This is a genomic window from Bacteroidales bacterium (assembly GCA_031276035.1).
Classification (GTDB): Bacteria; Bacteroidota; Bacteroidia; order Bacteroidales; family BM520; genus RGIG7150.
In genome coordinates, this window is the sequence record JAISNV010000028.1 from 213993 (window position 1) to 227809 (window position 13817).

12 protein-coding genes and 1 pseudogene are annotated in these 13817 nt (G+C 33.3%); 8 read left to right on the forward strand and 5 right to left on the reverse strand.

Annotated elements, in window-relative coordinates; all coding sequences use genetic code 11:
• Positions 1–12: 12 nt before the first annotated feature.
• Both LBP67_07485 and LBP67_07490 read right to left on the reverse strand, forming a co-directional pair.
• Positions 13–1566, reverse strand: coding sequence for a lysine 5,6-aminomutase subunit alpha (locus tag LBP67_07485; protein MDR2084820.1), 1554 nt, complete (start codon positions 1564–1566; stop codon positions 13–15).
• Positions 1567–1961: 395 nt separating this feature from the next.
• Positions 1962–2420, reverse strand: coding sequence for a copper resistance protein NlpE (locus LBP67_07490; GenBank protein ID MDR2084821.1), 459 nt, complete (start codon positions 2418–2420; stop codon positions 1962–1964).
• 277 nt (positions 2421–2697) lie between these two features.
• On the opposite strand from LBP67_07490, the gene LBP67_07495 reads away from it, so the two are divergent.
• The 5 genes from LBP67_07495 to LBP67_07515 all read left to right on the forward strand — a co-directional run bounded on the left by LBP67_07495 (position 2698) and on the right by LBP67_07515 (position 6117).
• On the forward strand, positions 2698–3537 hold the full coding sequence (locus LBP67_07495) for an ABC transporter ATP-binding protein (GenBank protein MDR2084822.1): 840 nt from the start codon (positions 2698–2700) through the stop codon (positions 3535–3537).
• Positions 3538–3540: 3 nt separating this feature from the next.
• Entirely contained in the window at positions 3541–4308 is a 768-nt protein-coding gene (locus tag LBP67_07500) for a hypothetical protein (GenBank protein MDR2084823.1), read from the forward strand.
• 2 nt (positions 4309–4310) lie between these two features.
• Entirely contained in the window at positions 4311–4661 is a 351-nt protein-coding gene (locus LBP67_07505; GenBank protein MDR2084824.1) for a GntR family transcriptional regulator, read from the forward strand.
• Positions 4662–4749: 88 nt separating this feature from the next.
• The gene (locus LBP67_07510) at positions 4750–5409 is read left to right on the forward strand and encodes a hypothetical protein (protein MDR2084825.1); all 660 of its coding nucleotides are present in this window, start codon (positions 4750–4752) and stop codon (positions 5407–5409) included.
• Between the two features lie 21 nt (positions 5410–5430).
• A complete protein-coding gene (locus LBP67_07515) occupies positions 5431–6117 on the forward strand; it encodes a CPBP family intramembrane metalloprotease (GenBank protein MDR2084826.1) in 687 nt (228 codons plus the stop codon).
• Between the two features lie 40 nt (positions 6118–6157).
• Here LBP67_07515 and LBP67_07520 read toward each other — a convergent pair.
• Both LBP67_07520 and fusA read right to left on the reverse strand, forming a co-directional pair.
• A pseudogene (locus tag LBP67_07520) lies at positions 6158–6738 on the reverse strand (DUF1287 domain-containing protein).
• A gap of 28 nt (positions 6739–6766) precedes the next feature.
• Positions 6767–8833, reverse strand: a complete 2067-nt coding sequence (fusA, locus tag LBP67_07525) for an elongation factor G (protein ID MDR2084827.1) — start codon at positions 8831–8833, stop codon at positions 6767–6769.
• A gap of 522 nt (positions 8834–9355) precedes the next feature.
• On the opposite strand from fusA, the gene LBP67_07530 reads away from it, so the two are divergent.
• Positions 9356–10156, forward strand: a complete 801-nt coding sequence (locus tag LBP67_07530; GenBank protein MDR2084828.1) for a DUF975 family protein — start codon at positions 9356–9358, stop codon at positions 10154–10156.
• 156 nt (positions 10157–10312) lie between these two features.
• Here the strand turns inward: LBP67_07530 and rlmN are convergent, their stop codons facing one another.
• Complete coding sequence (gene rlmN / locus LBP67_07535; protein ID MDR2084829.1) at positions 10313–11338, reverse strand: 23S rRNA (adenine(2503)-C(2))-methyltransferase RlmN; 1026 nt, start codon at positions 11336–11338, stop codon at positions 10313–10315.
• Between the two features lie 61 nt (positions 11339–11399).
• On the opposite strand from rlmN, the gene rsfS reads away from it, so the two are divergent.
• Both rsfS and ftsH read left to right on the forward strand, forming a co-directional pair.
• The gene (gene rsfS, locus LBP67_07540; GenBank protein ID MDR2084830.1) at positions 11400–11777 is read left to right on the forward strand and encodes a ribosome silencing factor; all 378 of its coding nucleotides are present in this window, start codon (positions 11400–11402) and stop codon (positions 11775–11777) included.
• Between the two features lie 3 nt (positions 11778–11780).
• Positions 11781–13817, forward strand: coding sequence for an ATP-dependent zinc metalloprotease FtsH (gene ftsH / locus LBP67_07545; GenBank protein MDR2084831.1), 2037 nt, complete (start codon positions 11781–11783; stop codon positions 13815–13817).

Genomic DNA, 13817 nt, shown 5'->3' on the forward strand with positions numbered 1-13817 from the left:
TTTCTTTCTTTATTATCTATTTTTCATTGATTCAACAAAAGGGTTTAGATATTTTTCGTTTTTGGGACTAACCCCGTTTAAACCCTTTCCGCCATTTCGAGGGCGTTTTACATCGCCGAAAATACCTTTTTCCAAAGCAGTAAACAATCCTTCATCATTTATTTTTCCCAGCAACTCTATAGAATCGTCAAGAACTTTTTGTGCACGTTGCTGAATCATTCCGTTTTCCTTAAACTCAACTTCGTCTCCGATATTCTTCATATTGTTGAAAATATATTTCGCATTTTCAATAGCAAGAAATCTATCACTCATAAACGGCGTATGAATAGCTTCGGTAGGCATTCCGAGTAATTGTATTCCCTGGTTTGTCCATTTTCCGATTATATTAAACAATGCATCCTGAAGATGTCCACGGAAAATATTACCAGTCATAAATTTAGTCGGCGGCATATATTTTAAAGGAGCATTAGGGAAAATTTCTCTTGTCATTTGTGCTTGAGCAAGCTCATAAAGAAAACCGTTTTCCAGTTTAGGATCCATTTCGAAAGCATGGCCTAATCCCATTTGTTCTTCTGGAATACCTGCAATAAGCGCAAGTTGTTCATTAATAAAATCCGAAGTTAAAACAGTATGCGCTTCATCAAAAGCATCTGCAGTAGTAAGATAATTATCTTCTCCCGTATTAATAATTACGCCTGCAAAACCATTAATAATTCTGGAAAAATATTGATCTACGAGAGTACGCTGCATATTTATATCCCGGAAAAGAATTCCGTAAAGGGCATCATTGAGCATAACATCAAGGCCTTCAAGGGCGCCCATAACTGCAATTTCCGGCATGCATAATCCGGAACAATAATTACACAGGCGAATATATTTCCCGACCTCCTCTCCTACTTCGTCAAGAGCTTTACGCATTATGCGGAAGTTTTCCTGAGTAGCGAAAGTTCCGCCGAAGCCTTCGGTAGTAGCACCGTATGGGACATAATCGAGTAAACTTTGTCCGGTAGTACGGATTACTGCGATAATATCCGCACCTTGCCTGGCTGCAGCCTGAGCCTGAATAACATCTTCATAAATATTTCCGGTAGCAACTATAACATAAATATACGGCTTTTCACCTTCGCCCAAAGTTTTTATATAATTCTCACGGCGAAATCTGTTGTTTTTAATCTTCTCAATACTTGCTTTGATATAAGGATTAAGAGCATTCAAAATATCTTTTTCCGAATGAGTTTTATATTTTGTTACTTCAATTTCATTTGAAGCGATTTTTTCTGCAATTGCCTGAGGAGAAAGTCCGGTTTCAACAACCGCATTTCCGAGGTAAAACATAACACCTTCGCCTAATCCGTTAGCGTTTCTAATATCATCTACAACTACATTAGGAAGCGGAACAGCGTTTTCGTCGGTTCCGTCTATCCCGAGCAAACGGCATATTGTACGTTCAACAGCTACGGTAGTATAATTATCTACAAAACCCTGCACATCATCCGCAATATTTTTTGCTATACTCTTTGCGTGATTAACTTTACTAAAATCAATACCTAACTTACTTTTTTGCATAAAAATCCAATATTATTTTTTAGCTTACAAAGATAAGACAATATTTTGAAAGTGGACAAGAAGAGAATAAAAGACACAAGATATTATGATTTCAAAAAGGAAGTTGAAAGGGTAAAAGTGTAATATCGAAAACAATAGAATGATATTATAATTTTCTTATTGTGTCAAAGTTTCTTTTTGAAAAGTCTTATCTGAAATTTTGACAGAATCTATTTTATACTTTCTCCGTAAAATATTGGGATAATATACAATAAAAGTGGGAGTTGCAAAATTATGTATAGTCTAAGATATGTTTTATACCTTAAAACCTTTGTATTAATTCAAAATTTATTTGTATTGTATATAAAGGTTGTCGGAATTTTAATTGATCCGACTAACCTTTTATTTCGATTTTTTTACTTTAATATTACTTTTTCAACTTGTTCAATGATATACATATCCGCATGTTCTCCCGGGATTCTGTTACCATCCTGATCAAGCATAAAAAGTCTGTTCTCACCAACAAGATACATTTCAACACCATCTTCCGAATCGAAAGTAATTTTATTTCCTTCGTCATTCCAGATAAACTTACCTTTTGATGTAAATACATTATTCGGTTCTTTACCCAGATAAACCATCTTTTTAGTATAATTTCCTTGATTATCAATTGTAATTACCACTTCAATACCCTCACAATCAGCACAGGGAATCATACCTTCGTATATTCCGGCATAATCTAAAGAATTTTGAGAGGTGTGTGAATCAGATTTAACTTCTGTTTTGGTACTTGTTTGTTCGTCTTTTTGAGTTTTCTTATTTCCGCATGAAACAAAAAACAGAATCATTGCGGATAAAATTAATAGTTTCTTCATTGTACTGCGTTTTTTAATTGATTAATGTTGCAAATATAATTCTTTTAGTTGAGAATAATTAAAAATAGAAAAAATACGTAAAAAGTTGATAAGAATATGAAAAATTACTTCGGATTTCAAAGTTCAAGTTTAAAATAAATTCATAATTTCATCTTTAAAACTCATAATCTACTAATTATCATTTCATTCATATTTTTAAAAAAAACTTGCTTCTTTCAAAAAAATAATTATATCTTTGTAGTGTATTATTAAACTAATACACTAATATTGTAAAATTATGGTAGAAATAGAAAATTTAAAATTTGGTTACGACAAGAAGAAATTGTTATTCAACAATTTGAACCTAAGCTTGTCTGAAGGTAAGATTTACGGCTTACTTGGTAGAAACGGAACGGGAAAAACGTCACTTTTGAAGATTATCATAGGAATGCGTTTTCCCGAATCCGGAAATTGTAATGTTTTTGGGAAAGAATCCCGGAAACGTTTGCCGTCTATGTTGGAGGAAATAATGTTTATTCCCGAAGAGGTTTATACTCCTAATTTAAGTATTTCGGATTATGAATCAGTATATTCATCATTTTATCCTAATTTCAATCACGAATATTTTATTTTGCTTTTGGAAGAATTTGAACTTTCAAAAAAAGATTATTTAAAAAAATTGTCTTTAGGCCAGAAGAAAAAAGCAGTATTAGCTTTTGCGATGGCTGCAAACACGAAAATTCTGATTTTAGATGAACCTACAAACGGATTGGATATTCCATCAAAATCGCAATTCCGCCGTATGATTGCTTCTTCTGTTACTGATGACAAATGTGTAATAATCTCCACACATCAGGCGCAAGACATTGAAAAGTTAATAGATTCTGTAATTATTCTGGATAATGGAAATATTTTACTTCAAAGTACAACAGAAGAAATAAGTGAAAAACTTGCAATTGAGATAACATCCGAAATTATGTCGCAAGCTTTATACTCCGAAGAAAGATTAGGCGGAGTATATAATGTTGTTAAAAATAATTATGACGAAGCGAGCGAGTTTAATTTGGAACTCTTTTTTAACGCCGTGATGGCTAACAAACAAGCGATGAAAAATTTATTTAATCCTAAAAAACAGTAAATTATGAACGATGTATTCAGTTTTAAAAGATTTGCTTTATTGATTAAAGCATTTTGGAAGGAAAATAAGAAAAAGGAAATGTGGTTTTTTATTACACTAACATCAGTATTAGTATTGATTTTTATAAATCTGCTTCTGTTTGCTATCAAAAATAATAATCCTGAAGGTAATGTTAGTTTCTATTTCGACTATATCTTTATATTATTAGCCGGTGCAGTTTTTCTAATAATGTTAAGTGCGGGAAATATTCTCGGCAAACTATCAAAAAAAGAAAATGCCATGTTTATGTTGTCAACACCTGCTTCGGCATTAGAGCATACATCTGTTGCTTTTCTTTTTAACATGATAATCTATCCTGCTATATTTATTATATTAGTATATATTCTTAATTTTCTTTTTATCGGTATATATTGTAATTCAATCGGCGTCAATTGGAACATGTTTAAACTCAGTGAGATTTCATTCAATGATTATTTCGGATTTTTTACTATTATCTCCGGAATGATCTTCGGAACCGTTTATTTTAAAAAACTCGGACTACCAAAAAGTTTTTTTATCTTCGGTGCCTACATTGTATTGCAATTGGTGATTATTAATCAATTTATGCCCGAAGGTGCCAGTTTTATGGGTGAATTTACAAATATGGATATTATAGAGAAAGGTACCGGTAGAAGAATAACAATTGATGGATTTATGTACTATTTCAAATATTTGCTATTTCCGTTATTTTGGGTTTTAACCTTTTTACGACTGAAGGAAAGAGAGGTGTAATCATGGAATTTAGAGAAAAGCAAGCTATTTATCTGCAGATCGCCGATTACATTTGCGATAATATTTTGAATGGGAAACATCAACCGGAAGAGAAAATATTATCGGTGCGCGAAATGGCTGTGAAATTAGAAGTAAATCCGAATACTGTTATGAGAACCTACGATCTTCTGCAACAACAGAATATTATATTCAACAAACGCGGAATCGGATTTTTCGTAGCTATCGGAGCAAAAGAAATCATAATTCAAAACAGAAAGAAACGATTTTTTGAAACTCAACTCCCCGACTTTTTTAAGACGATAAAATTATTGGGAGTTGATATAAAGGAAATTCTGGAAAGGTTTGAAGGATAAAAGTATGCACATACAAAGTCTTACAAAATTCAATCCGGCAAAATAAAAATTGAGATAAAAAATAAATCAAACAAAAATTTAATAAAAAATGAAGAAAACAAATATAATAGTAATAATCACTATAATAATAATTTTTGCAGGAATTTGTATCAATGGGATAATACTGAGAAACAGATTCTTAAAAGGTGAGTTTGACGATCCGTATAAAAACGGGATAAAAAAAGAGTTGCCGCAAATAACAGCCGTCAAAATTATGAACTGGCCGGGCAAATATTCAAATAATTACACAGGTAAATCAACAATTGTTTATTGCGATAGTATAAATGAAATAATTTCACAAACAAAAGAAGATATTTCTATGACAACCGAAGGTTCCCTTCTTACTGTATGGAAAGTAGTTTACAGCAATACATTAATAAAAATCTCCGATTTAGAAAACTTAGAAGCAAGTAATAATCAAAGTGTTTTTGTGAATGATTTCACACTAACCAATTTGGATATTTTAGCATCAGACAGTGTAACTATTACATTAAACAATTGCAAAATTGAGAATCTGAATATTAATGCGGATAATAAAGTAAAAATTGATTTAGATTCTACCAATTTAATTAAAAATATAAATTTAATTTTAACATCAAGCAGTACATTCTCATCCCGAAACATTGAATTCGATAATTTTATTTTTGATATTGAAGATGATTGTAGTTTGAATTTGTCGGGAAAATCGTTAAAAGTATTAACAGAATAATCAAAACTAATAATAAATAAGATGAAAAACAATAAAGAAATAATTTACGGTACAGGAATAACCATCGCTATATTTCTTATATCAACGTTAGTAGGTAAATCAATAAATATTGACAGCAAATTTTTTTCAAGTTCTATTACAACACATTTGCTAATGTTAATATTATCAATATGTGCTATTTTTATTTTCAAACGGCAAATTAATTTTAAAATAAAACTCCCTAAGTTTAAGACTATTTTTACACCAATACTTGCAGGATTGCTAATAACTATACTTGTGAATATAATTATGAGTATAACAACTATAATTTCCGGAGGAAATATCAGCGCTCATTCTTTGGTAAGTAATATGAATTTCATACAACTTTTTATCTCTGTTTTTATTTTAGCAAGTATTGCTGAAGAATTGCTATTCAGAGGTTTTCTTCAAAACATGCTTGCATCATTAAATAAATTCGGAATAAAACTTTTTAAAATCAGATTGAGTTTGCCTGTTATTATCAGCGCATTAATGTTCGGATTAGCACATATAATAATTGCACAGTCAGGTGCGGATTTCTGGTTAGTATTGCGTACGGTTATATTTACAACTGTCTTAGGATTGGCAGCGGGATATTACCAGGAGAAATACAATAATTCATTTTATGCCATAATAGTGCATATGGCTGGGAATTTACCGGCATTGATAAGTAGTCTTCTTATGATGTGATTTTTGTATCGGCAGATAGAATAATTGATATTGATAAATATCAATTTCCATAACTGTAATGTCCTATAATCTTATAATCAAAAAGACAATCTTCCAAGACTTGTCCGTTACCGATATTATGAATGATCAGAAGTTTTTTATCATCTTGAGATTTTTTATTCGATACTATTCCTATATGAGTTACACCTCCGCCCAAATCCCAGCAAACAATATCACCCGGAAAGTAATCATCGGAATTTCCCGAAATAAGTTTAACAACTCCGTATCTTGAAAAGAAAGTCATCAGATTCGGCACTCTTCTATGATCGATATTTTTATCGGGACGGGTAAGTCCCCAATTTTTCGGATATTTATCGAAGTTTGATTTCATATTCTCATGAACTTCTTTTTGAAGATCTATTCCGAGCTTCCTGTATGCACGAAAATTACATCCGTACAAACACCTTTGTCGGCAGGTAAATCACCATTAGGATAATCAATACTAAAATAAGAAGGATCGTATATCACCTTTTGCTTTGTTAGTACAAATGCAGAATCCGCAAGTCTATCATAAAAATTTGCTTGAGCAAAACTTACATTGAAGATCAGAATAAATTTCAGTATGATGAAAAATCTTTTCAAAACAAATGCATTCTTAATACGAAATAATCTATTTTTTCTTTTCCGAAAGTTTCTTCAAAACATCTTCCTGAACTCCCATAGGCAACGGCAAATATTGATAAAATTCCATGGAATAACTTGCTCTTCCTGATGTGATGTTTCTTAATTGAGTTGAATAACCGAACATTTCCATTAAAGGAACCGTGGCAACCACTTTCTGAGAACCTTTGCGATATCTTCTCATAGATTCTATCTTTCCTCTTCTTCTGTTCAAGTTACCGACAACATCACCGATATATTCATCAGGAGTATTTACTTCTATTTTCATAACAGGTTCCAGAAGAATCGGTTTCGCTTTGTTGAATCCTTGTTTAAAGCACATTTCGCCACAAACTTGGAAAGCCATATCCGAAGAATCTACAGGATGATATCCGCCATCAATTAAATATACTTTAACATCAACAATAGGAAAACCCGACAATACACCTTTTGCCATACATTTTACAATTCCTTTATTAACAGAAGGAATATATTCTCCCGGAATAACACCGCCCTTGATCATATCAACAAACTCATAACCTTTGCCGGTATTAGGCTCCATACGAATAACAGTATGTGCAAACTGGCCTTTTCCTCCGGTTTGTTTTACATGGCGATAATTTGATTCCACTGCTTCAGTAATTGTTTCCCTGAATGCAACCGATGGCTCTCCTACTTCAACATCTATTTTAAACTCTTCTTTCAACCTGTCTAACATAATTTCAAGATGAAGTTCACCCATTCCGGAAATTATTGTTTCCTCGGTTTCTTCATCGAATCTTGCGTTAAAAGAAGGGTCTTCATTAACAAGTTTATTCAGAGCTTCACCAAGTTTATCTTTATCTTTTTGTTTTACAGGTTGAATCTTTAGTTCGATAACAGAAATGGGGATATGAATAGATTCGAGCAATAGCGGATTGCTAGGATCGCAAAGAGTATCTCCTGTTTTAGTTGATTTCATCCCTACCAAAGCAACAATTTCTCCTGCGCCTGCTTCACTAATTTCTTCTCTTTCTTTTGCCTTAATTCTAAAAATTCTGCCGACTCTTTCATTTTTTTGTTTAGTTGCATTTAAAATCGGCATACCGCTTTGAATCTTTCCGGAGAAAATTCGGATAAAAGTTTGTTGTCCTACGTACGGGTCGTTTATCAATTTAAACGCTAAAGCCGAAAACGGCTCGTTTGAAGCAGGAACTCTGGTATGGGTTTTCTCTTCATCATCAAGATCATGGCCAACAATTGCACCTACATCAACAGGAGAAGGAAGATAATTAATTACCGCATCAAGCAAAAGCTGAATACCTATATTTTTATATGCGGCACCGCAAAAAACAGGAGTAATTAACAATTTCAAAGTAGCATTTCTAACCGCTTCCATCAACTTTTCTGCTGGAACTTCTTTCTCGTCAAAAAACATTTCCATAATTTCATCATCGAAATCGGCAAGTTTTTCGATAAGAGCATTTCTTGCAACTTCTACTCTTAATTTATATTCTTCCGGAATTGATTTTTCATGACGTTTATCATCTTCAAAAGTATAGGCAATTCTACTAACGATGTCTATTGTTCCCGTAAAAGAATCTTCGGTTCCCATTGGAATTTGCAACGGAACAGCATTTGCGTCAAGATATTTATTCATTTGACCGATTGCTTCATCAAAATCCGCGCCGGTTCTATCCATCTTATTTATAAATGCGATTCTCGGAACTCTATAACGGTCTGCTTGATTCCAAACAGTTTCGCTTTGAGGTTCAACACCGCCTACAGCACAAAAAACTGCAACCATTCCATCAATAACCCTTAATGAACGCTCAACTTCCACAGTAAAATCCACGTGGCCCGGAGTATCAATAAGATTTATCTGGTGGTCGTTCCAATTACACGTAATAGCAGCGGAAGCAATAGTAATACCCCTTTCCTGTTCTTGTTTCATAAAATCCATAGTGGCTTTACCGTCGTGAGTTTCTCCGACCTTTCTATTTGTACCTGTAAAATACAGGATTCTTTCCGATACTGTTGTTTTTCCGGCATCAATATGCGCGGCAATCCCGATGTTTCTGAGCTTATTTAATGACATAATAATAGAATTTTCAAAATTAAATTTTTAAAAGAATATTGATAATTAATGATTTATCCTACAAATACCCTTAGTTAAAAATGGCTGCAAAGGTAGGAATATTTTTTCATTCGACAAAATTTCTATGAAAAATAAATTTCATAGAATACGATTTTTTTGAAAAACTGAGAAAAATTTATGATTCCGCTTAAAATCAAAGTATACGAAAAACTTTATTTTAAAGAATATGGCGGCAATTACCGGACTAATTTTAACGAAGAAGTTAATTTAATAATATATAATCTATCAAAGTACATTTTAGAAATTTGTAAAAGTTCAAAACTCGGATTATAAAAAAATTCATAACCAGAAGATATAATAATAAAACTTAATAATTGAACTATTAATGATTTTATATTTATTTCTTTCTTAAATTATCACATTGATTCATATTTTTTTAATTATTATTAAATTTTATTCTTAACTTTGTAGCGATATTAATATTCCCAAAAGAAAAATAATAATAATTAAAACTATTTAACTATGACACCAAATGTACTATTGATGCAAAAAGCCAAAGAATCTCTCCAAGGCATGTGGGGAACAGCGGCTATTACAACTTTATTTTTTGGATTGCTTGAAGGAGCAATAACTTGTATTCCGGGATTAGGTCTAATTTTCGGCGGACCATTAGCCTTAGGATATATAATATTTCTTATGACTGTAAAATCGGATAAACCTAATGCAAGGATTGAAAGAATTTTCGACGGATTTAAAGATTTCAGCCGTACATTAGTTGCATATGTACTTGTTCTTGTATATATTTTCCTTTGGACATTGCTGTTTATTATCCCCGGTATTATAATGGCTTACGCTTATTCAATGACATTCTTTATTCTTGCTGAAGATAAAAATATAAGCGCCAGCGATGCTTTAAAGAAAAGCAAGCAAATGATGATGGGCTACAAATGGAAACTCTTCTGTTTGAATTTACGTTTCTTCGGCTGGGCATTTTTATGTATCCTCACATTAGGTATCGGATTTTTCTGGTTGCGACCATATGTCTATATGTCTCATCTTAATTTCTATCATGATATCACAGGAAAACTATCCGATACAATAAAGGATAAACCGGTAAACTCAAACATAGATCCGAATCCGGACCCAAATTCCAATATCACTTCCAATATCGACGAATCTTACCGAATGGATGATAACTCAAATTATAGTCCTACCGCAGAAGAAACCAACGAAAACATTATAGACGAAAACATTCCGGGCGTTGGCGTTGAAATTGTGGAAATTGAAATAGAAGTAGAAGAACATTCTGAGAAAGAGGAGTAAAACTATTTTTAGTTTGTTAATGTTTTAAGGTATTTCGAAAGGAATACCTTTTTTATTACTCGTTGTAACAACAATCACAGGCAATTACAAATACGCAGAATAATTTTATCATTCAACTTTAAGGCAAAAATTTGTTTATCGGAAGAAACTAACTGTTTATTTCTTACTCTCAATTTTCTTTGTGCTCAGCAATCCGCAAGCGGCATCAATATCCTGACCGCGTGAAATTCTGATAGTTGTGGAAAAACCTTTATCACTCAACTTGTCCCTAAATTCTTCCATAGCTTCTCTGTCTGGCGATTCAAATTTTTCACCAGGAACAGAATTATATGAAATCAAATTAATAATACACCTCAATCCGTTTAAAATCCTTGTCAATTCCTTTAAATGTTTATCGCTATCATTATAACCTTTAAACATAATATATTCGAAAGAAACTTTGCGTTGTTTTCCCCAATCATAAGAGCGCAAAGCCTTTAAAATTTCGGATATAGGATATTTTTTGTTAATCGGCATAAGTTCATTGCGTTCATGTTCAAAAGGAGTATGCAAACTTATCGCTAAATTACAATCGCTATTTTCAAGAAACTCATTAATTTTAGGAACAATTCCAACGGTCGAAACAGTAATCCTTTTCTTTCCGATTTTAAAACCATATTCGGCAGTTAAAATTTCCAATGCATTTATCACATTATCAAAATTATTAAAAGGCTCGCCCATGCCCATAAACACAATATTCGTAATCAAATTGCGTTCCGGAATGGCATTAATCTGATTGATGATATCTTCCGTTGATAAACTTTCCTGAAAACCCTGTTTGCCTGTACTGCAAAAGGAACAAGCCATTTTGCAGCCCGCTTCTGAAGAAATGCAAAGCGTATGTCTTTTATCATCGGGAATATATGCACTTTCTATATAATTTCCGTTTTTGGTTTTAAAAAGATATTTTTTTGTTCCGTCCGAAGAAACTTTAACATCTATAGGAAGATTTTTTTTTATCTCAAAATGCTCGTCAAGAAGCTTCTGATTAGCCTTTGAAATGTTAAACATTTCATAAAAATCATCAGTTCCATTATTGTATATCCAATAGGTTAATTGCCTGGACACATACGACTTAAGTCCAAGTTTCACGATTTCCTCCCGAATTTCGGAAAGCGTTTTACCTATCAGTGGCGTTTTCATCAAAAAATTTTTGCAAAAGTAATAGAAAAAGTAGTACTTTTGTATCAAATTGGATAATTATATGTCAAAAGAAAAAAACGATGCGATATTATTGTCGGAAATAATTATTGAGGCAATGCTTTCAAAAAAGGCTGAAAATGTTATTAGAATGGATTTGAGAGATATACCTAATAGAGTTTGCGACTGTTTTGTTATTTGTAGTGGAAATTCATTAGTTCAAATCAACTCTATTCGTGATGCTATAATAGAGGAAGTTAGAAAAGCCGTGAAGGAAAAACCATGGCATGTGGAAGGTATTGAAAAATCCGAATGGTTGCTTTTAGATTATTCTAATGTTGTTGTACATATCTTTCTTGAAAGCACAAGGAAATTTTATAATATTGAAGATTTATGGGCTGATGCTCACATTGAAGAATTTAGTGATGAATTAGTAAAATAATTTATGGAAAATAATAAAGAACCCGAAAGGAAACAATCAAATCAAGGTAAAAATATAACTCCAAAAAAGAAAAGATTCAATATTTATTGGATCTATTTGATTATTGCTGTTATATTTTTAGGCTATAGTTTGTTTTTCTACAAAGGAGAAACAAAGGAAACTAATTGGCGCGATCTTAGCGAAATGCTGGCAAAAGGTGATATTTCACGACTTGTTCTCGTGAATAAAGACTTTGTTGAAATTTATATCAAACAAGATAAAATTGAAAATTATATTCAAGACGAAAGTTTGAAAAATAACAAAAACGCCATAAAAAAATACTATGACTATCCGATGTTTACATTTCAGATTAGTAGTGTTGATCAATTTGGTGAGGATATTAGAGAAGCACAGGCTAATTTGCCGGCGGAAGATGTTGTTTATTACGATAGCGAAAGGCGAAAAAGCTTGGGTGGCGATATTTTTCTGATGTTTCTACCTGTTGTTTTATTACTCGTATTCTTTTACTTTATGTTCCGCGGAGTCGGTAAAAACTCCGGAGGCGGAATGGGAGGCGGACAAATTTTCAATATCGGGAAATCGCAGGCACGACTATTTGATAAGGATACCTCAGTATCAATAACTTTTAAAGATGTTGCCGGACTTGAAGAGGCAAAAGTGGAAATTATGGAAGTCGTAGATTTTCTGAAACATCCGAAGAAATATACGGATTTAGGAGGAAAAATACCTAAAGGAGTTCTTTTGGTTGGTCCTCCGGGAACAGGAAAAACTCTGCTCGCAAAAGCTGTTGCCGGCGAAGCTAAAGTTCCTTTCTTTTCACTTTCCGGTTCCGATTTTGTTGAAATGTTCGTAGGTGTAGGCGCTTCCCGTGTAAGAGACCTTTTCAAACAAGCAAAAGACAAAGCTCCCTGCATTGTTTTTATTGACGAAATTGATGCTATCGGCAGGGCGCGCGGTAAAAATATTGCCACAGGCGCTAACGACGAAAGAGAAAATACTTTGAACCAACTTCTTACGGAAATGGACGGTTTCAGCGGAAATAACGGCGTTATCATCCTTGCGGCAACAAACAGAGCCGATATCTTAGACAGAGCTTTGCTTCGTGCCGGAAGATTCGACAGACAAATAAGTGTGGAACTACCCGATTTGAAGGAGCGCGAAGAAATATTCCAAGTTCACATGCGTCCTTTAAAAATCAATGATTCCGTTAAAGTTGACTTTCTTGCAAAGCAAACTCCCGGTTTCTCCGGAGCGGATATCGCAAATGTTTGTAATGAAGCCGCATTAATATGCGCACGTAAGAACAAGAAAATCATCGACAAACAAGATTTCCTTGACGCGATAGACAGAATTATCGGCGGACTTGAGAAACGCAATAAATTAATTTCGGCAGAAGAAAAGAAAATAATAGCTTTTCACGAAGCAGGCCACGCGTCTGTAAGCTGGTTGCTCGAACATGCCAGCCCGCTCGTTAAAGTTACTATTGTTCCTCGCGGCAAAGCCCTCGGCGCGGCATGGTACCTTCCCGACGAAAGAAGCGTAACTTCTTATGATCAAATGTTCGATGAACTTACAACCTTACTTTCAGGTCGTGCTTCCGAAGAAATCAACATTGGTTATGTTTCAACCGGCGCACTGAACGACCTTGAGCGTGCAACAAAAATGGCTTATGCCATGATCTCTTACTACGGATTAAGCAAAAAAATCGGCAATATCAGCTATTTCGATTCTACAGGACAATCGGAATATTCTTTCAACAAACCTTACAGTGAAAAAACCGCTGAATTAATTGATGATGAAGTAAGTGAATTGATAAGTGAAGCTTATGAACGTGCGAAAAAAATCATCAACGAAAATAAAGATAAAATTATTTATCTGGGACAATTACTTCTTACCCGTGAAGTGGTTTTTAGCGACGACTTAAGGGAAATTTTCGGAGAAAGAAAAGGCGGTTCTAAAGATATTCCTTTAGCTAAAGATTTTGAAAAAGTTGAAGAAAAAGGTAAAATAGAAGAAGAGCCTAAGGAAAACGAAGAATAG